Raw genomic sequence first — 19311 nt, forward strand, 5'->3', positions numbered from 1 at the left:
TGCCGGGATGTGCCCGGCGGCCCGCAAAACCAACGCCCAGGAGGCGACCCCAATGACACAGTCCAACTCCCTGACCAAGACCTTCGTTGACACCGTCACCTACCGCCCCGGCGCCGTGATCCTGTACCCCGGCAAGAGCGACATGCTCTACCGCGTCGCCTCCGGCCTGGTGCGTGTCCACACCATGGACGACGACGGCAACGGCCTGACCCTGCGCTACGTGAAGCCCGGCGAGTACTTCGGCGAGGAGGCGCTGGCGGGCGTGAACCGCGCCTACTTCGCGGAGGCCGTGACCGACTCCACCGTGGACGTGATCAACCCCGCGCTGATGACCGCCGAGGACAACCTCGTGGTCACCACCCACCTCGTCAAGACGCTGGAGCGCGCCTACGAGAGCATCTACCGCCTGGTCGGCAAGCGGCTGCGCGCCCGGATCGCCGGCGAGCTGCTGGAGCTCAAGGACACGGCCCTCGCCACCCAGCTCGACTCCGGCGAGACGATGATCTACGCCACCCACGACGAGCTGGCCGCCGCCGTCGGCTCGGTGCGCGAGACGGTCACCAAGGTCGTCGGCGAACTCAGCCGCGAGGGCGTGATCAGCGCCGGCTACGGCAAGATCACCCTCAAAGACGAGCGGGCCCTCTCGCAGATCGCCGCGGCGTGATCCCGCCTCTCCCCCAGACCGTCCGGTTCACGCCGGGCGGTTTTTGCTGTTGGTGGTGGGGAGGCCTGCCTAGGGTCCCCACTCGTCCAGACGCGGGGGACAACTCGGGTTAGCGTGCCCGGTACACTTGCAGCCATGACGACCCCGACCTTTACCCCCGGGCGGCCCCTGCGGGTCGCCGTGATCGGCAGCGGCCCCAGCGGCATCTATGCGGCGGAGGCCCTGACCAAGCAGACTGGCCTCCCGGTCGAGGTGGACGTGTTCGACCGCCTCCCCACCCCCTACGGCCTGGTGCGCTACGGGGTGGCGCCCGACCACCTCACGATCAAGAGCGTGACCAAGGGCTTCGAGAAGACGCTCTCGGATCCCCGGGTGCGCTTCCTGGGCAATGTGGAGTTCGGGACCGACCTCACCTATGAGGAAGTGAAAGCCCACTACGACGCGATCATCTACACCGTCGGCGCCTCCTCCGACCGCCGCCTGGGGATTCCGGGCGAGGACCTGAAGGGCTCCATGAGCGCGACCGAGTTCGTCGCCTGGTACAACGGCCACCCGGACGCGGCGGCGCGCGAGCTGGTGCTGAACGCGACCGGCGTGGCGGTGGTCGGGGTGGGGAACGTGGCCCTGGACGTGAGCCGCATCCTCGTCAAGACGGTGGGCGAACTGCACGCCAGCGACATCGCCGCCCACGCGCTGAAGGCGCTTGAACACAGCCACGTGCGGGACGTGTGGGTGCTGGGCCGGCGCGGGCCCCTCCAGGCCAAGTTCACGACCAAGGAATTGCGCGAGTTCGGGGAGCTGGAGGGCGCGGACCCCATCGTGAAACCCGGGGAGATCGCGGTGAGCGAGGCGGAGGAGGCGACGGTCACCGACAACGTGGTCAAGAAGAACCTGGAGGTGCTGCGCGACTTCGCCGCCCGGACGCCGGGGGGCAAGGAGCGCCGCGTCCACCTGCGGTTCCTCGTCTCCCCCGTCGAGATTCTGGACGACGGCGAGGGCCACGTGGGCGGCCTGAGGATTGAGCGCAACCGCCTGGACGAGCAGGGCAACGCGGTCGGGACCGGCGAGTACGAGACCTTGCCGGTGCAGATGGTGCTGCGCTCGGTGGGGTACAAGGGCGTGGCCCTGCCCGGCGTGCCCTTCAACGAGCGCCAGGGTGTGATCCCCAACGTGGAGGGCCGGGTCGAGGGCCGCCCGGGCGAGTACACGGCGGGCTGGATCAAGCGCGGCCCCAGCGGCGTGATCGGTACGAACAGGAAGGATGCGGTGGACACGGTGGCGCACCTGCTGGCGGACGCGAGGGCCGGGGCCTTGCCCCTCGCCCCCGACGCCACCCGCGAGGCCGTGGACACGTTGCTGCGGCAGAAGGGCGTGGACGTGTACACCTTCCACGACTGGCGGGAGCTGGACGCCCACGAACTCGCCCAGGGCCAGGCGCAGGGCCGCCCCCGCGCCAAGGTCGTCCACCGGCACGAGATGCTGACCCACCGCCGCAAGGGGGAACTGGCGGGGGGCTGAGCATCGGGACACCGGGGGCCGGGGGACAGGCGTTCCCCCGGCCCTCTGCCATACTCCCGGCGATGCAGAGCGAGCCGTCCTCCCGCACAGACGTTCTGGTGATCGGCGGCGGCCCGGCGGGGCTGTACGCCGCCTTCTACGCGGGCTGGCGCGGCCTGAGCGTGCGGGTGCTGGAGGCCCGCGGCGAGCCCGGCGGGCAACTGATGGCCCTCTACCCCGACAAGACCGTGTACGACGCGCCGGGCTCGCCACAGGTGCGGGCCGCCGATCTGGTCGCCGCGCTGCTGGCGCAACTGGGACCGCTGGACGTGCAGGTCAGGACCGGCGAGGTGGCGCGGACACTGGAGCCGGATGGCAGGGGGGGCTGGACCGTCGGTACGGCTGGGGGCCTGTACGAAGCCGGGGCCGTGATCCTGGCGGCGGGGCTGGGTGCCCTCCTGCCGAGGGAGGTGCGAATAGCCGGGGCCGAGACACACCCGGACGTGCGAACCGACCTGCCGAATCCGGCCGGACTCGCTGGCAGGCAGGTCCTCGTGGTGGGAGGCGTTCCCCAGGCCACCCGGGCCGCCGCCGAACTCGCGGAGGCGGGCGCGGCGGTCACCCTCACCCACCGCCGGGCAGGATTCCGGGGCGACCCGGGGACCTTGGCGCGGCTGGAGGCGGCGCGGCAGGCGGGCCAGGTGCGGGTTCTCGCCCCGGCCATCCTCGACCGGCTCACTCCCCTCGGCGCCGAGTTGACGGTGAGCGGCGAGGCCACGCACGTGCAGGCCGACACGGTCCTCGTCCTGAACGGCTACCTCCCCGACCTCTCCCCCCTGCTGGGCTGGCCGCTGGACTGGGACGGCGAGTACGTACCGGATGGGCCGGGCGGCGAGACGGTTCTGCCGGGCGTCTACGTCGTCGGCGACCTCGCCCGCTCGGGTGGGGACTTCAAGCTGCTCTCGCTGGCCTTCGCGCAGGCGGCCCTGGCTGCCAACCACGCCGCGCACCACGTCCGCCCGGAACTGAAGGTGAGGCCGGGCCACAGCAGCGAGCGGGGCGGGTATCCGCGCCCGGCAACGAAGCCCTGAGCCACCCTGTTTCCAGAAGGAGTGCGCAGGTGAAACCCGCCGCCGCTCTTCTGACAGGAAGGGCAGGGGTCTTCTGTGGCCTGGCAGGAAGGCGGGCGTTGCTTGACACCATCCACCCAGCCTCCCCCGCAAACACTTGATGCGAAATGAGAAGGTGGGGGGAAGTGGCCTTTTCAGCGTCTAGCACGAAGGCGAGCTATGCTCGCCACCCCCCTCCCAGCCTCCCCCGCAAGGGGGGAGGAGTCAGTGCGCCAGAGCTTCTGCCTCCCAAAACCGTCAACTGTGGACGACCGATCCCCACAAGGGAACTTGCTCTCGCACCGCCTTCACCCCGCCTTGCTCGCGCAGCGAGACGGTGGGCGAGCGACTGAGGATGCAACAAGATCAAACCTTGCGCGTCAAGGAAAGCGGCCACGGGCGAACTGGGCCGAGCCCCTTGCCCAGCGCAGCGCCGCTCCCCCTCCACCGAGAGGAGAGACACGTGAGCAGGCCTGGCGTCAACGCGCGGGCCGCCCCGCGCGGCGGAGTCGTCGCCCCCTCTGGGGGGAGGGGGGTGGGGCCAAACCGAATCAAGTTGCCCTGCCCCTTTCTCCTCATCCAAACGCCCCTCCACACCAAAGCCACTTCGAGGCCAGCCCCACCCCCAGCCTGGGTTGACTCCCCGCCCCACGTCCCCGACCCCCTCTTCAGAAGCGCGGCCCCACCGCCGCCCCCGCTAGAATGCCGCCCATGGCTTTTCTGTCCGTGCTGCTCCTGGGCCTCGCGTTTCTGGCGGGGAGCCTGCCGCTGGGGCACTGGCTGCTCTCCCGCATGGGCGTGAACCCGCGCGTGAACAGCGCGTACAACCTGGGCGTCGAGAACGTGCTGCGGCGGGTCGGGCCGGGCCTGGCGACGGCCAGCGCGGCGCTCGATTTTGCCAAGGGCTTCCTGGCGGTGTTGATGGCCTCCTCGCTGGGCTCGCCGGAACTGTGCGTGATGGCGGCCCTGGCCGCTTACCTGGGCCACCTCAACCCACCGCGCCTTCTGTACGGCGACATGCCGCCGCGTGGGCGCGGGAACCTTGTGCTGCTGGGGGTGCTGGCGGGGCTCTCGGTGGCGGGCGGGGTGAGCCTGTGGCTGACGGTGCTGCCCGTGGTTCTGTACGCCGCCGCTCTGGGCTTCTGGGGATACATCAGCGGCGCGACGCTCCTGGGCCTGCTCGCCTTCACGGCGCTGGTGGCGCTCTCGCCGCTGGACATTCCCGCCAAGCTCGCGGCGCTGGGCCTGCTCGTGGCGGCGACGTGGCGCTTCAAGGAGAATCTGGGCCGGATTCTCGACGGCACCGAACCGCGATTCGGGGAGGACGTGCCGGTGGCCGGGAAACGCGCCGACGAGGTCGTGACGGCCTTCATGATCCACCCCATGACGCTGGAGAACTTCTGGCAGTCGCGCCGCTTCTCGTGGATGAAGCCGCTCGTCGAGCGCGGCGTCCTGAGCGAGAAGAGCGTGCGCCAGATGGCCGAGAACCTGCGGCCCATGAAGGTCGGGGAACTCCACGGCATCCGCACCCCGGAGGGCCAGGAGATTCGCTGCTACCTGCTGAGCAGCCCCCTCCTTCCCGACGTGTTCCGCGACCAGCCGGAACTCGCCACCCGCCGCGCCATCGAGGGCGCCCGCCTCGCGCACGAGCTGGGGGCGGAGGTGTTCGGCCTGGGCGCCTTCTGGAGCGTGGTGGGCAATAAGGGCGTGGACGTGCAGGCCGCGGTCCCGGAGATCACGATCACGAACGGCGGGGCGTACACCAGCGGCACGATCAAGGCCGCGATTCCCGGCATCCTGGAACACTTCCGGCAGACGGGCCGCGACCTGAAGGGGGCGACGGCGGGCGTCGTGGGCGCGAACGGGGTGGTCGCCTTCGGGATCGCGCGGACCATCGCGCCGCAGGTCGGCAAGGTCATCATGATCGGGCGGGACATGGAGCGGCTGGAACGGAGCGCGGCCACCCTGCGCCGGGCGGCGAGGGAGACGGAGATCGTCACCACGACCGACTACCACACCCTGCGGGAGGCCGACCTGATCTTCAGCGCGACCTCGGACCCCAACCCGGTGATCTTCCCGCAGCACGTCAAGCCGGGCGCCTGGATCTTCGACGAGGGCCGTCCCGCCGATGTCGACGAGAGCGTGCTGGAGGTGCCGGGCGTGCGGGTGATCCCCGGCGGGGTGGTGCGCCCCCCCGGCGGCATGACGAGCAACATCGACCTGCAGTTCGGGGAGGGCGCCGTGCCCGCCTGCCTCGCCGAGACGCTCATCATCGCGGCGACGGGCGAGCATCACCGCAAGAGCCTGGGGCCGCAGACGCTGACGGAGAACATCAATTTCTTCGTGGAGGAGGCTGAGCGGCTGGGCTTTCAGGTGGTGGACTAACTCTCCCTGAAGACTTCAGGGCTGGTCAGCCACCTCATCTCTTCCGTCAGCGGGGGGAGCGTATCGTGCCGGAGTGGTGGCCCGTCTCCCCGTCCTGCGTTCCCTGCTGCTCCTGTCAGGCCTCACGCTGGGCGGGGCGACAGGAGCGTCCGAGTTTCCGCTGGGACTGGGCGGGGTGAAGGCGGTCCCCAGCCTGAACCCCTCGGGCATAAGCTGCCCCGCGCCGACCGACCCGCTGGAACTCGCGCTGTGGCGGGTGACGACCCAGGGCGGGCGGCCCGACCACTCGTGCGCGAACGCCTTCGTGGGCTTCCTGCGGACTCCGCGCACCGCAACCCAGCTCGACGCCTTTGACGTGACGGCCGGGCAGATCCGGGAGGCCCGGGCGGAGGTGCTGATCGCCAGCATGGAGTGGAGCGCGGGGGAGGGGCACCCGGGCTGGACCTTCGCGTCGGCGGTGCGCGACCTGTACGCGCGGGTGCGGGCGAACCCGGCGAACTACCCGGGGGGCATGACCGTGCGCGTGGAGCTGGGGGGCTTCCCGGACCTGAGGCGCCCCGACGGCGCCACCCAGCCGCTGAAACTCGTGCGCGACCTGACCCGGCTGGGCGTGCCGCTGAACGACGCGGCCGCGAACTGGCACCTCGCGGTGGCGAACTACCGCTACTTTCCGCACAGCCACGTCAAACTGCATATCATCGACGGGCAGGACCTGACGGTCGCGGGGTACAACTACACCGACCTTCACCTGCCGGGCACGGCGCCGGGCGGGCACAACCTCCACGACCTGGGCCTGCGGATGCGCGGCCCGGTGGCGCAGGACGGGGTGGCCGTGTTCGATGACCTGTGGCGGCACTCGCAGCAGGTGAGCTGCCCGGAGGGGACCGGGGCCGACGCGGTGATGCGGGACTGCACGCTCGGTCCAGCGGAAGCGGCGACCCACCCCACGCTCGCCCGGACGCTGACACCCGCCGGGGGGGCGCGGGCCTTCCTCCTCTACCGCCGCCCCTCCTTCGACGAGGGGGACCAGGCCCACCTCGCGCTGCTGGGGGCGGCCCGGCAAAGCCTGGACCTGATGCAGGCGGAATTCAGCCCCAGCTTTCCCTGCTGGTATGCCTTCCAGAACCCCGACGCCTGCCCGGCGGGCGAGTGGCCGCCGTACCTCCGCGCCGTGCTGGGGGCGATGGAGCGGGGCGTGCGGGTGCGGGTGCTGCTGGTGGACTACGGCATCGACCGCCTTCCCAACCGCAGCGGCATAGCCCTGGTGCGGCTGGAGGCGCGGCGGCGCGGGCTGGAGGACCGCTTCGAGGCGAGATACGTCACCTTTGCCATGCACACGAAGGCGATGACGGTGGACGACCGCCTGGTCCTGGCCGGGAGCCAGAATTTCCACTTCGCGTCGTGGGGTCCCCTGGGGCTGAACGAGGCGATGCTGGCGACCACGGACCCGGCGGCGGTGGCCGAGCAGCGCTCCAGCTTCGGGGACGTGTGGCTCCACCACAGCCGCGAGGTGCCGCCGGAGTGGTGGATGCGGAACGTGCGGGGACCGTGACTCCCGGGACTTCCCGCACCCCTCCCTGGACCTAAAATAGGACCATGTCGGGGGCCACGCATGGTTGAACGCATTCATCTCGCCAAGCCGCGCGGCTTCTGCGCGGGCGTGGTCATGGCGATCCAGGCGGTCGAAAAGGCCGCGCGGGCCGAGGATAAGCCGGTAACCGTCTACCACTCCATCGTCCACAACCACACGGTCGTCGAGCGGCTGGAGCGGGGACACGACGTGCACTTCGTGGAGAGCCTGGACGACATCACGGCGCTGCCGGACGGCAGTGAAACGGTCGTCTTCAGCGCCCACGGCATCAGCCCGGCGGTGCGCGAGCGGGCGCGGGCGCTGGGGCTCGCCACCATCGACGCGACCTGCCCGCTGGTCACCAAGGTCCACACCGAGGCGAAGAAGTACGCCCGGGAGGGCTACACCATCCTCCTGATCGGCGACAGCGCCCGGCACCAGGAGGTCATCGGCACGCGCGGCGAGGCGCCCGAACACACCATCATCGTGGGCGTCCTGGGCAAGACGGGCGAGGGGCTGCACGACCCGCACACGGTCGAGGTGCCCGACCCGGGGCGGGTGGTCGTCCTGACCCAGACCACCCTGAGCGTGGACGACACTCGCCGCACGGTGGACATTTTGAAAGCCCGTTTCCCGCGGCTGGTCGTGCCCCCCAGCGAGGACCTGTGCTACGCGACGAAGAACCGCCAGGACGCGGTGAAGGCCATCGCCCCCCAGGTCGACGCCTTTCTCGTCCTGACCAGCACGCACTCCAGCAACGGGATGAGGCTGCTGGAACTCGCGCGTGACCTGTGCGGACGCGCCGAGAGACTGGAAACGGACGCCGACTTGGCCCACCTCGACCTCACGGGCGTGCGCTCGCTCGGCATCACCAGCGCGGCGAGCACCCCCGACGACCTCGTGCAGAACGTGGTCGCCCACTTCCGCCGCCTCAACCCGAAGCTGGAAGTGATCGAGGAGGGCGAGTGGGAGAACATCGAGTTCCGCGAGCCGAAAAAGATTCTGGCGGGTGAAGCGCTGCCGCGGACGATGCAGTAGGGGCGGATCAGTTCTCTCCCCTTGCGGGAGACTTGCAAAGCTGCGGAGCAGACTGGTACAGCTCCGCAGGAGAGGGCCGGGGTGAAGGGGTGTGTAACCAGCTTTGGCGTCTGCAAGCTGGCTTGCTACGTCTACCCGCCGCGCCGCAGGACGTGCCCGCTCACCCCCTCCCAACCTCCCCCCTCAAGGGGGAGGGGCTTTTGGGGCCGCCACACCCAGCTTTCTCTCCTGTGGGAAGGCTCCGTATACCCCTCTCCTTTTTCCGCCTACCCCTCGCGGATATACCCCGTCTTCAGGAACTCCTGCACCAGCGGTTCGAGGTCGTGCAGGGCGAGGTCGCTGCGCATGGCGTACTCGGCGGGCGAGAGCCGGTCGTGCAGGGCGCGCAGCAGCGCGAGACCGACCGGGCCATACTGCGCGCGGAAAGCGCGGTGCACGTCGAGGATGGGGTTCAGGGCGTCGCGGCCCCGCAGCATCATCGCGTAGGGGCGGTGCGCCCAGCCGGCGAGGCTGCTGGGCAGGATCAGCGTCTGCGGGCGCAGAGGTGCGGGAAAGGCCCCCTCGTAGGGCAGCGTGGCGGGCATGGTGGCGATGATCTCGCCGCGCACGTAGAAGATCGCGCCGGTGGGCCGGGCGTGCAGGCCGGTGAAGTCCTCCGTCAGGTTGAACTTCCAGGCGCGGCTGCCCACGCCGCTCAGCACGTGCGCGTATGTGGGCGGGAGGGGATGCGCGTTGAGGACCGCGCCCTGCTCGTAGAGGTTGAGGAGTTCACCCAGGGCCTGTTCCCCGGTGGCGCTCACGGCGGCGGCGGTGACGGTGCGGCCCTCGAACAGCAGCACGTAGGCGCTCTGGTCACCCAGGGTGGCGTGCAGGTAGCCGTACCACGCTGCCTCGTGCAGGTACTTCAGGAAGGCGTGCAGGTCGCAGAAATGCACCTTCAGGCCCGCGTGGGTGGGCGGCGACTGCGGCAGGAAGCGCGCCAGGAACGGCGACGCGGTGGGAAACATCGGGGCGAGGTCGGGAATCCACTCGGCGAGTTCCTCCGGCGGCTCATTGCCCGCGGCCTCCGGGCGGTGCGGCTCGGGCCGCCCCCCCTCTCGCCGCAGGCCGTCGCCGGGCTGGCCCTCCCCCTGCGACATCAGCCGTCCCCCCGTTCCAGGCTGCGGCGGTACCGGGCGGCCTGCTCCACGTAGCGGGCGGCGTTGCCGGGCGCCTCGACCTCACGCACCACCCGCGCGGGCACCCCCACGGCGAGCATCCCGTCGGGAACCTCCTGGCCCTCGCGCAGCAAAGCCCCGGCGGCGAGGACCGCCCCGGCCCCCAGCCGGGAGCCGTTGAGCATGATCGCCCCCATCCCCACCAGGCTGCCGGGCGCGCAGTGGGCCCCGTGAACGACCGCCCGGTGGCCGACCGTCACGTCCGCCTCCAACGTGCAGGGATACCCGGCGTCGGTGTGCAGCACCGCCCCATCTTGCACGTTGCAGCGGGGGCCGATGGTGACTGGCTCGATGTCCCCCCGCGCCGCCGCCCCGAACCACACGCTGGCCTCCTCGGCCACCGACACGCGCCCGGTCAGGTCGGCACTGGGGGCGATGAAGGCGGTGGGGTGAATCTCGGGACGGATTTCGTCGAGGGCATACACGGGCATGGGGCCTCCGGGAACTGCGCTCACCCGCGGGTCGCCCCGGGCAGGGCGGCCAGCGCGGCGCGCAGCAGATGTTGGTCTTCGGGGTACGTTAACATAGCCGCCGCCACCCCGGCGGGGAAAAACCCCCCCTCGGGGAAGGTCTCCTCCAGGGTGGTGGGCGCGGTCCCCGCCGCCCGCATGGCGAACCAGTGGATCACGCGCGCCTCGCCCCGGTCGTTGGTGTAGCGGGTCTCGGGCAGGGGGGCCAGGGGGGTGGCGGTGACGCCGGTTTCCTCGCGCACCTCGCGCACGGCGGTCTGCTCCAGCGTCTCGCCCGGCTCGACGTGGCCCTTGGGAAAGGCCCAGGCGCCGCTGCGGTAGCGCACGAGCAGGACCCGCCCGGCAGCGTCCAGCACGACGCCCCCCGCGCCGGGGGTGGGAGCCTCGGGGCCGGGCGGGGAGGAGGCGGGCATGGGCGGAGTATACGTGCCGCGCCTCCCTCCCCCTTTAACATTCACCGACTTCCGCGCATCCCCCCCGGGCGAACATGCGATAATCCACCTGTCTCACATCCACCCATCAAGAGGTCTTTGGCTCAGAGGGCCGGAGCGCCGGGTCCGCGACCGTGGGATGCAAGGAGAGTTATGGCTCAAGGTCGGGTAAAGTGGTTTAACGTCGAAAAGGGCTACGGGTTTATCGAACACCCCGGTAACCCCGACGTGTTCGTGCACTACAGCGCCATCCAGAGCGGCGGCTTTCGCAAGCTGAACGAGGGCGACGAGGTCGAGTTCGAGGTCGAGGCCGGTCAGGGCAACAAAGGCCCCCAGGCCAAGAACGTGGTCGTCACGAACGCCGCTCCCGCACCGATGGGTGGTCAGGGCTATTCGGGCGGCGGCAACCGCTGGTAAGCCGAAGCACCTCCGAACTTCCAGGGGTGGGCGCCGTGAGCGTTCGCTCCTTTTCCTTTCCTGCCCACATCTGCGCCCCCGGCCCGCCCGCCGTCCCCGTAGGATACGGGCATGACTGACGCGCCGCCCACCGTCCCCCCCGGCCGACACGAGCAGGCCCGCCCGGTCCCGGCCGGGGGAGAGGCGGGCCTGGTCCCCGCGCCGACGGTCACCACCTACCCCATGACCTTCACCGGGCAGGCGGGCGAGTATTTCCGCATCTGGATCGTGAACAGCGCGCTCACCATCGTGACGCTGGGGCTGTACCTGCCCTGGGCGCGGGTGCGGCAGCGGCAGTATTTCTACGGCCACACCTGGGTGGACGGGCACAACTTCGAGTACACCGCGAACCCCCTCGCCCTGCTGCGGGGCTACCTGGTCGTGGGCGCCCTGTTCCTGGCGTACTCGCTCGCCCTGAATGTGCAGTTTCGCGGCTGGGAGTATGTCGCGGGCGTGATCGGCCTGGCCTACGTGGTGCTGTATCCCTGGCTGGTGATGAAGTCGCTGCGCTTCCTGGCCGTGAGCACCACCCACCGCGGCCTGCGCTTCCGGCACTACGGGAAGGCGGGCGGGGCGTACGCGGCCTACGGGCTGGCGAACCTCGCCTCGGGGCTGACGGCGGGGCTGGCCCTGCCCTGGGCATGGTTCATGCAGCGCCGTTACCAGGTGGAGAACGCGGCGTACGGCGACGCCCGGGCCACCTTCCGGGGGGACGTGGGCCACTTCTACGTCATCGGGTTGACCGGGCTGGCGGTGGCGATTGGGGGCGGGGTGCTGCTGGGGGTGGGGGGCTTCCTGCTCGTGGCGCTGCTCACCGGTGTGCTGGACTCCCTGGGGGGGGACGTGCTGAACGGCCCCATCTCGACCGCCACCCTGGTCATGATCGGGGCGCTCTACCTCGCCTTCCTCGCCCTGTACGCCGTCGCCTGGCAGTACGTGCGCGCGGCGACCATGCGCTCCGTTCTGAATGGGGTGGAGATCGGCGGCGTGGTGCGGACAGGGGCGACTTTCAGCCCATGGCGGCTGGTGTGGATCGGGGTGTCGAATACCGCGGCGCAGGTGCTCACCCTGGGCCTGGCGACGCCCTGGGCCGCGGTGCGCCGGGCCCGCTACGTGGTGAGCGGCGTGCAGGTCCGCGCCATCACCCCCCTGGACGACTTCGCCGCCTCCCAGGCCCCGCCCGAGAACGCGCTCGGCGAGGCGGCCACCGAACTCCTCGACATCAACCTGGGGTTCTGACGTGACGAGTCCCGAGCCCTCCCCCACCCTCTCGCTGTCCGGCGTGGCCTTCGACGGGCGCAGCAGCCGGGACCGGGCCGCCACGCTGGACGTGAGCGGGGACGTGGCCGTGCTGCGCGTGGAGGGCGGGGAAAGCCGCTGGCCGCTCGCGGGGGTCCGCATTGAGCCGCCCGTGCCGGGGGTGCGCCGGGTGCTGAAGTTCCCCGACGGCTCGCGGTTCGAGACGGGGGACGACGCCGGGGTGACCCGGCTGGAGGCCCGGACGGGCCGCAACCGGGCGCTGGGGGGCGTTCGCCGCCTGGAGGCCCGCTGGTGGACCGCGCTGGGGGCCCTCGCCCTGACGCTGGCGTTCGCCTGGGCCTTTGTGGTGTTCGGAATTCCCGCCCTGGCCCGGACGGCGGCCACCGCCACGCCGCGCCCCGTGCTGGCGACCTTCGACCGGGAGACGATCCAGTTTCTGGAGGGGCAGGGCTACCTCGCCCCGAGTCGGCTGAGCGCGGCGCGGCAGCGGCAGCTCCAGGCGGAGTTCCGCCGGGTCACGGCCTGGGCGGGCGGCAGCTACCCCTACCGCCTGCTGCTGCGCGACGGCGAGCCGGGGGACGCGCCCTTCCAGATCGGCGCGAACGCCTTCGCCCTGCCGAACGGGACGGTCGTGATGACCGACCAGCTCGTGGCCCTGTCGCGCAGTGACCGCGAACTCCTCGGGGTACTCGCGCACGAGACGGGGCACGTGACCGGGCGGCACGGCCTGGCCGGGGTGTATCAGGGCCTGGGGCTGACGCTGCTCTCGGTCGCGGTGACGGGCGACCTGATCAGCGCGGGCACCTTTGCCGCCGCCGTGCCCGCCGCGCTGCTCCGCAACGGTTACTCGCGCGCCGCCGAGACGCAGGCGGACGAGACGGCGGGGCGGTACCTGATGCGCGCGTACGGCACGACCAAACCCCTGCGCGACATCCTCGCCCGATTGGAGGAAGATGACCGCGAGGCTGACGAGAATAGCGTCCACGAGAGCAGCCGCACCGAGGACCTGCTCCAGACGCACCCGGGGACGGCCGGGCGCATCCGCCACCTGCGCGAGATCGAGGCGCGGGGGCGGTGACCTGCAACCCCCCGGGGCTGTCGCCGTGAGCGGAGCGAAGGACCTGGTGCGGGGCAGGTGGGAGACTTCGCCGCGCTCAGCAGGACGCCCCGCCCCTGTCCTATACCCGCCCACCCCGGCTGCTCCCCCGCGTGACCCCCCCGGCGATGAGGTGGGCGGCGCGCAGCGGCTCGGGAATGCGGCCCGTGACGGTCAGGCCCGCGAGGGCCACCTCCGCCTGCGGGAACGTCAGGCCCACCCGCTGGACCATCACCCCCCGGCAGGGTTCCATCGGGCCGAGCGCCTCGATCAGCCGCCACTTGCGCGCCCCACCCGGAACGCGGGTCAGGAGCGCCCGGCGGATGCGGTCCAGGTCAGGGGCGCGGCGGGCCACGATCAGGACGGGCAGCCCGGTTGCCCGGCCCAGGGCGTGAGCGTCCACCACGTTGAAGCCCGCCAGCGCCACCCCCTGGAGGAGGATCAGGTGCAGGTGTTCTGCCGCCCCGCTCGTCCCCACCAGCCGGGTAAGTTCGTCGGTGCTGTTGCGCCCGTCGCGCCGCACCCGCCCGCTCACGACCGCGTGGAGGGTGTGCCGCGCGAAGACGGTGCCGAACACGGGCACGTCACCCCGGTGTCCCCGGGCAAAGGGAGCGTCGTCAAAACCGATGGCGTGGGAGAACATGCCGGTGGGTATCAGGGGCCCAGGGTCAGCGAGTTGGGCTGGGTGGAGAACAGGTCCGCGTCTTTCGTGAAGGTGCAGACCAGGGGCGCTCGCCTCAAACCGTTCGGCGCATGGGCCAGACTCACAAAGCCCCCCAGGGTCCATGCGCCCTCCCGGTATCTCGCGGGCTGGGTGTACACGAGTTGCTTTACCTCCGCCCGGCGAACGGCCAGGAAAGCCAGGGAACGGCAATGTTCCCGCGCCGCCCCGGTGTCCACCCGTCCAGTTCCGTTCTGGCGGTGGCAGAAGGAGTCAGGGCGGGGAGGAGCAGCCCCCGGACAAGCCGCCGCCTCATCCCGCCTCCAGTGCCCCCTCGATGTCCGAGAGCAGGTCGCCGATGTCCTCGATGCCGATACTCAGGCGCAGCAGGTTGGGGGTGATTCCCAGGCGGCGGCGCTCGGCCTCCGGCAGGGCGCGGTGCGAGGTGCCCCAGGGCCAGGAGAGGGTGCTCACCACGTCGGCGAGGCTGGGGGCGAGGGGAATCTTCCCGGCGAGCGCGCGGACGAAGGCGGGGGCGTCCCCGATGTCGGCGCTGAGCATCCCGCCGAAGCCGTTCGGGAAGAGGTCCTGTGCGAGGTCGAACTGGGGGTGGCCCGTGAGGCCGGGGTGGTACACCGCCCGCACCCGGGGATGGTTGGCGAGCACGTCCGCGACGGCCTGCGCGTTGCCGGAGTGGGCGCGCATCCGCAGCCCCAGCGTCTTGAGGCCCTGAAGGGTCATCCACGCATCGAAGGCGCTCATGGTGCCCCCCAGCCGCAACAGCCGGGTGCGCGCGGCGGCGATCAGGTCCGCCCGCCCGCAGACCACGCCCCCGAACGCCGTGGAGTGCCCGCTGAGGTACTTGCTCACCGAGTGGGTCACGAGGTCGGCGCCGTGCCGGGCGGGGCGGAACACGGCGGGGCTGGCAAAGGTGTTGTCCACGCTCAGCACGGCCTCGCGCGCGTGGGCCAGTTCGGCCAGCCGGGGCACGTCCGGCACCGTCAGCAGCGGGTTGGTCAGGCTCTCGACGTGCAGCATCCGCGTCTCGGGGCGGAAGGCGGCCTCGACCTCGGGCAGGTCGCAGGCGTCCACGAAGGTGACCGTAATGCCCAGGCGCGGGAACTCCTCGGCGAGCAGGGCGTAGGTCACGCCGTAGACGCGGGCGTCGGCGACGACGTGGTCCCCCGCCCGAAGCACGCCCAGCAAGGCGGCGCTGATCGCCGCCATCCCACTCCCGGCGACCAGGGCGGCCTCGGTGCCCTCCAGCGAGGCGAGGGCGCGTTCCAGCGTCGCCGCGTTCGGCGTGCCGTTGCGGTAGTAGAAGCTCGACGGCTCCTCCCCGCTCATGGCCCGTTCCAGCGCGTCAAGGTCGGGAAAGGCGTACACGGTAGACTGGTAGATCGGCTCGACGAGGGGCACGGAGGCGCCAGGCCGCGCCTCCTCGCCCGCGCGGGCAGCGAGGGTGGTCAGGTCGTAGTCGGGGGTGCTCACCCGCCTAGGCTAACGCCCCGGCCCGCCCGTGAACGCGAATCGCCTGTGCTCCCCTGGGGGCTACCGCCCCACTCCGTTCGGCCCGACCGCCCAAAGCTTCTGATAAAAGAAAAGTTGTCACCCTGAGCGCGAGCGTTGGGTCTGTACACGGCCCCCGAGGAGGCTTCGCCGCGCCCAGCAGGACAGGGCTCTTTCGTCAAATGCTCTATTCCCCCCCCGCCCACAACCCCTGCCTCTTCAGCGCGGCGACGAGGTGCGGCTCGCGCTTTTCCATGCTGCCCCCCGGCGAGAAGTAGGCCCGCAGCAGCCGCACCCAGTCCCCCGGCTGGCCCCGACGCGCGGCGATGGGATTCATCACTTCGATGGCCTCCCGCAACTCCTCCTCCGTCCCGTCCCGGTAACGGTCCTCGTGGACGACGAGGGGGCGGGGGACGCGCGGGCGCAGGGGCGGCTGCTCAGCGGGAGTGCCAACTGTCAGGGCCGCGAAGGGCAGCACCCCGGCGGGGAGTTCCAGCAGGTCGAGAATGCCCTCCAGCCCGTTGAGCACGCCGCCGATCCAGCAGCCCTGGTACCCCAGCATCTCGGCGGCAGTCAGCAGGTTCTGCCCGGCCATCACCGCGTCGCCGATGCCGAAGTGGACGGCGATAGCGGGCCAGTGGCCGACCTCCTGCCCCGCGACCTCCAACACCCGGCCCACCCGCCGCACGTCGAGGCAGACCACGAATGCCTCGGAGGCCGTGGCGATGTGCGCGTTCGTGGTGAGTTCGGCCACGCGAGTCCTAACCTCGGGACTCACGAGGCGGATGAGCGAGTAGAGTTGCGCGGTCGCGTCCGTCGGGGCGCGCTGGGCGGCGTAGAGGATGGTGTCGAGGTGATCGGCGGGCAGTGGCAGCGGCGTCCCGTCCTCCCGGGTGACGTAGTGGCGGACGGTGCGGTGGGCGTCGTAAAAGGCCCGCACCTCCCCCGGCGTGCGGGTGGGGCGGGTGGGCGAGTCGGTGGTCATGCGGGGCAGGATACGCCAGCGCTCACCGGGCCACCTCCCGAATCTTGACTTTTCTACTCGGATTAACCAGGATTGGGTGTGCGTTCACTTTCTTCTCTCCTCCGCGCGGCCCTTCTGCTCGGTCTGGGGCAGGCGGCCCTGGCCTCGCCCATCACCCTGAAGCACGAGTTGGGCAAGGCCACCTTCACCGCCGCGCCCGGGCGCGTGATCGCCAACAGCGAGGAGGTGGCCGAACTCCTCACCGTGCTGGGGGTGCCCACCGTCGGGTATGCGTCGGGCCGGGTGGAGGGCCAGCTCGGGCAACCGATGAGGAACCTCTCCACCCTGGCGGCGCCCACCCTGAAGCGCGCGGTCTACATCGGCAGGTACGACCAGCCCTCGCTGGAACTCGTCGCGGCCCTGAAACCCGACCTGATCCTCATGCACGGTGGCGACGGCAGCGAGAAGCTCTACCCGACGATGCGGAAGTTCGCGCCCACCGTGGTCTACGACTACGACAAGACGCCCTGGCGAAAGGCGCTGGGGGACCTGGGGCGGCTGTTCGGCAAGTCGGCGCAGGCGAACGCCTACCTGAACACCTTCGATGCGCGCGTGCGGGCGTTGCGGGCGCAGATGGCGCCAGTCGCCGCCCGCGCGCCCCGCACCACGCTCCTGTACATGTACGAGCCCGGCAGCGTGATGGTGCTGGGCCGGGGCTTCAGCTTCTCCAGAACCCTGGCCCAACTCGGCCTGACCCTCACCACCCCGAAGGGCATTGACCCCAACGTGGCTTTCCAGACGCTGTCGCCGGAGACCCTGCTGACGCTCGACACGGACCGGGTGGTCGTGCTGCGCGTGAAAAAGGGCGGGCAACTGGTGGAGCGCAACGCCACCGACGACGTGCTGAGGCGGCTGGGCAAGCCGGTGTTCACGTACCCGCTCGATCCCCAGGAGGCGTCCAGCGGGCCGCTGACCGATCTCAAGCGGCTGGAGGGCGTGGCCAAGCTCGTGAGGCGCTGAGAGAGGCGAAGGTTCAGGAAGGGTGGCCTTCGCCCGGAACCGGGGGCGGCACGACCAGTGCGCTCAGGCCCACGCCGCCCAGCCCCGCCATCACCGCCACGCCCAGCCACAGCTCCAGGCTGAGGTTGCTCAGGCGCAGGGCCACCAGCAGGCCCAGGTACGGGACCCACACGGCCAGCGGGAGCAGGAAGGCGAAGGCCCGCAGTGCCCAGGGACGGGCCGGGGAAGGATTGAGGAGCAGGAGCAGGGCGTCCACGACCAGGCCCGCCGCCAGCATCAGGAGGGGCACGCGCCACTCACCCGGCACCAGCATCAACGTCATCAGGACCGTGTTCAGGCCGTACATCAGGGTGACGGCCCCGAAGGGCAGGCGGAAGCGCCGCAGCAGGAGCAGCACGGGCGCGGCCAGGATCAGGGCGGTGACGAGGATGCCCCCCAGCTCGCCGCGCGTCTGCACGTAGCCCAGGCCCTGCGGGGCATCCAGCAGGCCCCACAGGTACATGTGCATGAAGGACACGAAGCTCAGGAGCGCGGTGGCCGAGAGCACGGCGGGCCAGGCGACTCCGGCCGGGGCCGCGCGGGGCGTGGGCGTGCGCCAGGCACTCACGAGCGGCGCCGCCAGGATGCTCGCCGCACCCGCGAACAGCAGCAGGTGCGTGGGCGAGAGCAGCGCCTCGATGCCCACCTCGATGCCGAAGACCGTGTGCCAGGTCAGGTCGCCGATCCCGCCGATGCCGAAGATCGGCACGCCCAGCGCGGCGAGGTGGTAGCCCTCGGGGAAGGCCGCGAAGCCCCGCCGCCCGGTCCGCCAGCCCTGTATCCCCAGCCACAGAACCCACGCCGCCACCGCCAGAAATCCTGAGTAGAACAGCGCGTGCCAGGGCGTGAAGAACGTCTCCAGGCTCTCCCCGTAGCGGTTGTGCGCCCAGCCGTCCACGAAGATGCCCGTCGTGAGCCACCACCCCAGCGCCAGGGTGATGAGGTTCTGCCCGGGGGTGGCCCGGCGGATCGCGCCCGGGGCGGGCACGGAGGTGGGGACGGTCGTGGTCATAGCGCAGTGTAGGCACTCGGGGGAAAGCGGGGGGAAGAAGGCGGGTCACAGTTCCGAGCCCTCAGGAAGGAATCCGGCTCACCCTATCTCAGCCCGGGCCAGGGCCCCAACCCGTCATCAGGCGGGCCCACGGCACATCCAGCATCAACGTCTTGACCGCCAGCACCAGCACGGTTGTCACGAACAGCCGCCGAATCCACCGCTCATCGAGTCGGAGCGTCCAGCGGGCTCCCAGCGTGGCCCCGACGTACATGACGGCGCTGAGCAGGCCGCCCAGCGGCCAGTCCACGGCCCCGCGACTGGCGAAGATCACCGTGGCGACCAGGGAGGACGCCACATTGATGACCTTGGTGGTGGCGACGGCCTTCAGAAAGGGCAGGCGGAAGGCCGCGAGAAACGCGGCGGTCAGCAGGGTGACGTAACCGCCGCTGAAAAAGCCCCCGTACACCGCGAGCAGCAGGGTCAAGCCGTACCCCAGGGCCAGGCGCGGCGGACTGGGCGGTGAGGCGGCCGCCGTCGTGACCGTGTGGCGGGGCCTCAGCACCACCCCGGCGACGACCAGCATGGCCGCCGCGATGATCAGCGGTAACCAGCCGGAGGGTACGGCGAAGACCAGCAGCGCCCCCAGCAGCGAGCCGATCACGGTGAGGGCGATCAGGAGGGGCAGGCGCGGACGGTCGAGGGCGTCCCCCTGCCAGAAGGGCACGGAGGCGCCCACACTCATGACGGTGAGGGCCAGCATGTTGGTGCCGAGGGCCGTGGTGGTGGGGAGACCGAAGGCCAGCAGGGTGGGGACGGTGATCAGGGAGGTGGCGCCGGTGACGACGCTGATCACGCTGGTGCAGAAGAAAATGAGGCACAGCACGAGCAGGTCGAGAAGGGGCACAGTCTCCCAGTGTAGTCGGCGATGCTG

The 19311-nt window shown here is 71.0% G+C and carries 18 protein-coding genes; 10 read left to right on the forward strand and 8 right to left on the reverse strand.

Annotation, left to right across the window (positions count from 1 at the left end):
• Positions 1-52 precede the first annotated feature (52 nt).
• The 6 genes from DAERI_RS05885 (at position 53) to ispH (ending at position 8263) form a co-directional block, all read left to right on the forward strand.
• Positions 53-664 carry a helix-turn-helix domain-containing protein gene (locus DAERI_RS05885; protein WP_165794090.1) on the forward strand — a complete coding sequence of 204 codons (612 nt, stop codon included), beginning with the start codon at positions 53-55 and terminating at the stop codon, positions 662-664.
• A 135-nt stretch (positions 665-799) separates the two neighbouring features.
• Entirely contained in the window at positions 800-2182 is a 1383-nt protein-coding gene (locus DAERI_RS05890; protein ID WP_103128492.1) for an FAD-dependent oxidoreductase, read from the forward strand.
• A gap of 62 nt (positions 2183-2244) precedes the next feature.
• Positions 2245-3252: an NAD(P)/FAD-dependent oxidoreductase gene (locus tag DAERI_RS05895; RefSeq protein ID WP_103128493.1), complete on the forward strand. Its 1008-nt coding sequence runs from the start codon at positions 2245-2247 to the stop codon at positions 3250-3252.
• A gap of 729 nt (positions 3253-3981) precedes the next feature.
• A complete protein-coding gene (locus tag DAERI_RS05900; RefSeq protein ID WP_103128494.1) occupies positions 3982-5655 on the forward strand; it encodes a glycerol-3-phosphate acyltransferase in 1674 nt (557 codons plus the stop codon).
• A 73-nt stretch (positions 5656-5728) separates the two neighbouring features.
• Entirely contained in the window at positions 5729-7207 is a 1479-nt protein-coding gene (locus tag DAERI_RS05905) for a phospholipase D-like domain-containing protein (RefSeq protein WP_235610271.1), read from the forward strand.
• 60 nt (positions 7208-7267) lie between these two features.
• Positions 7268-8263, forward strand: coding sequence for a 4-hydroxy-3-methylbut-2-enyl diphosphate reductase (gene ispH, locus DAERI_RS05910; RefSeq protein ID WP_103128495.1), 996 nt, complete (start codon positions 7268-7270; stop codon positions 8261-8263).
• Between the two features lie 266 nt (positions 8264-8529).
• Here ispH and DAERI_RS05915 read toward each other — a convergent pair whose 3' ends face one another.
• Genes DAERI_RS05915 through DAERI_RS05925 form a run of 3 tightly spaced genes read right to left on the reverse strand, consistent with a single transcriptional unit; the run spans position 8530 to position 10363 of the window.
• Positions 8530-9402 carry a hypothetical protein gene (locus DAERI_RS05915; RefSeq protein WP_103128496.1) on the reverse strand — a complete coding sequence of 291 codons (873 nt, stop codon included), beginning with the start codon at positions 9400-9402 and terminating at the stop codon, positions 8530-8532.
• Entirely contained in the window at positions 9402-9911 is a 510-nt protein-coding gene (locus tag DAERI_RS05920) for a gamma carbonic anhydrase family protein (protein ID WP_103128497.1), read from the reverse strand. Before DAERI_RS05920 ends, DAERI_RS05915 begins: the two co-directional genes overlap by 1 nt.
• 20 nt (positions 9912-9931) lie before the next feature.
• On the reverse strand, positions 9932-10363 hold the full coding sequence (locus DAERI_RS05925; protein WP_103128498.1) for an NUDIX hydrolase: 432 nt from the start codon (positions 10361-10363) through the stop codon (positions 9932-9934).
• A 171-nt stretch (positions 10364-10534) separates the two neighbouring features.
• Here DAERI_RS05925 and DAERI_RS05930 point away from each other — a divergent pair, with 171 nt between their 5' ends.
• From DAERI_RS05930 to DAERI_RS05940, 3 genes are all read left to right on the forward strand, one after another.
• Positions 10535-10798 (forward strand): cold-shock protein, encoded by a 264-nt coding sequence (locus DAERI_RS05930; protein ID WP_103128499.1) that lies wholly within the window; start codon positions 10535-10537, stop codon positions 10796-10798.
• Positions 10799-10909: 111 nt separating this feature from the next.
• The gene (locus tag DAERI_RS05935) at positions 10910-12076 is read left to right on the forward strand and encodes a YjgN family protein (protein ID WP_103128500.1); all 1167 of its coding nucleotides are present in this window, start codon (positions 10910-10912) and stop codon (positions 12074-12076) included.
• Between the two features lies 1 nt (position 12077).
• Positions 12078-13175, forward strand: a complete 1098-nt coding sequence (locus tag DAERI_RS05940; protein ID WP_103128501.1) for a M48 family metallopeptidase — start codon at positions 12078-12080, stop codon at positions 13173-13175.
• Positions 13176-13275: 100 nt separating this feature from the next.
• Here DAERI_RS05940 and DAERI_RS05945 read toward each other — a convergent pair whose 3' ends face one another.
• From DAERI_RS05945 to DAERI_RS05960, 3 genes are all read right to left on the reverse strand, one after another.
• Positions 13276-13836 (reverse strand): endonuclease dU, encoded by a 561-nt coding sequence (locus DAERI_RS05945; protein WP_103128502.1) that lies wholly within the window; start codon positions 13834-13836, stop codon positions 13276-13278.
• Between the two features lie 330 nt (positions 13837-14166).
• On the reverse strand, positions 14167-15345 hold the full coding sequence (locus tag DAERI_RS05955; protein ID WP_103128504.1) for a trans-sulfuration enzyme family protein: 1179 nt from the start codon (positions 15343-15345) through the stop codon (positions 14167-14169).
• A 205-nt stretch (positions 15346-15550) separates the two neighbouring features.
• The gene (locus tag DAERI_RS05960; RefSeq protein WP_103128505.1) at positions 15551-16348 is read right to left on the reverse strand and encodes a nitroreductase family protein; all 798 of its coding nucleotides are present in this window, start codon (positions 16346-16348) and stop codon (positions 15551-15553) included.
• A 78-nt stretch (positions 16349-16426) separates the two neighbouring features.
• Here DAERI_RS05960 and DAERI_RS05965 point away from each other — a divergent pair, with 78 nt between their 5' ends.
• Positions 16427-17347, forward strand: a complete 921-nt coding sequence (locus tag DAERI_RS05965) for an ABC transporter substrate-binding protein (protein ID WP_103128506.1) — start codon at positions 16427-16429, stop codon at positions 17345-17347.
• Positions 17348-17360: 13 nt separating this feature from the next.
• Here the strand turns inward: DAERI_RS05965 and DAERI_RS05970 are convergent, their stop codons facing one another.
• Both DAERI_RS05970 and DAERI_RS05975 read right to left on the reverse strand, forming a co-directional pair.
• On the reverse strand, positions 17361-18398 hold the full coding sequence (locus tag DAERI_RS05970; RefSeq protein WP_103128507.1) for a hypothetical protein: 1038 nt from the start codon (positions 18396-18398) through the stop codon (positions 17361-17363).
• Between the two features lie 88 nt (positions 18399-18486).
• Positions 18487-19284, reverse strand: coding sequence for a sulfite exporter TauE/SafE family protein (locus DAERI_RS05975; RefSeq protein ID WP_103128508.1), 798 nt, complete (start codon positions 19282-19284; stop codon positions 18487-18489).
• Positions 19285-19311: the final 27 nt, after the last annotated feature.

The organism is Deinococcus aerius, from assembly GCF_002897375.1.
Classification (GTDB): Bacteria; Deinococcota; Deinococci; order Deinococcales; family Deinococcaceae; genus Deinococcus; species Deinococcus aerius.

What these genes read in the sequence shown, in the direction of transcription:
- DAERI_RS05895 (WP_103128493.1), top strand. Translation starts at nt 2,245, where the DNA reads ATGCAGAGCGAGCCGTCCTCCCGCACAGACGTTCTGGTGATCGGCGGC.
- DAERI_RS05935 (WP_103128500.1), top strand. Translation starts at nt 10,910, where the DNA reads ATGACTGACGCGCCGCCCACCGTCCCCCCCGGCCGACACGAGCAGGCC.
- DAERI_RS05970 (WP_103128507.1), bottom strand. Translation starts at nt 18,398, where the DNA reads ATGACCACGACCGTCCCCACCTCCGTGCCCGCCCCGGGCGCGATCCGC.
- ispH (WP_103128495.1), top strand. Translation starts at nt 7,268, where the DNA reads ATGGTTGAACGCATTCATCTCGCCAAGCCGCGCGGCTTCTGCGCGGGC.
- DAERI_RS05890 (WP_103128492.1), top strand. Translation starts at nt 800, where the DNA reads ATGACGACCCCGACCTTTACCCCCGGGCGGCCCCTGCGGGTCGCCGTG.
- DAERI_RS05920 (WP_103128497.1), bottom strand. Translation starts at nt 9,911, where the DNA reads ATGCCCGTGTATGCCCTCGACGAAATCCGTCCCGAGATTCACCCCACC.
- DAERI_RS05925 (WP_103128498.1), bottom strand. Translation starts at nt 10,363, where the DNA reads ATGCCCGCCTCCTCCCCGCCCGGCCCCGAGGCTCCCACCCCCGGCGCG.
- DAERI_RS05945 (WP_103128502.1), bottom strand. Translation starts at nt 13,836, where the DNA reads ATGTTCTCCCACGCCATCGGTTTTGACGACGCTCCCTTTGCCCGGGGA.
- DAERI_RS05885 (WP_165794090.1), top strand. Translation starts at nt 53, where the DNA reads ATGACACAGTCCAACTCCCTGACCAAGACCTTCGTTGACACCGTCACC.
- DAERI_RS05900 (WP_103128494.1), top strand. Translation starts at nt 3,982, where the DNA reads ATGGCTTTTCTGTCCGTGCTGCTCCTGGGCCTCGCGTTTCTGGCGGGG.
- DAERI_RS05915 (WP_103128496.1), bottom strand. Translation starts at nt 9,402, where the DNA reads ATGTCGCAGGGGGAGGGCCAGCCCGGCGACGGCCTGCGGCGAGAGGGG.
- DAERI_RS05930 (WP_103128499.1), top strand. Translation starts at nt 10,535, where the DNA reads ATGGCTCAAGGTCGGGTAAAGTGGTTTAACGTCGAAAAGGGCTACGGG.
- DAERI_RS05960 (WP_103128505.1), bottom strand. Translation starts at nt 16,348, where the DNA reads ATGACCACCGACTCGCCCACCCGCCCCACCCGCACGCCGGGGGAGGTG.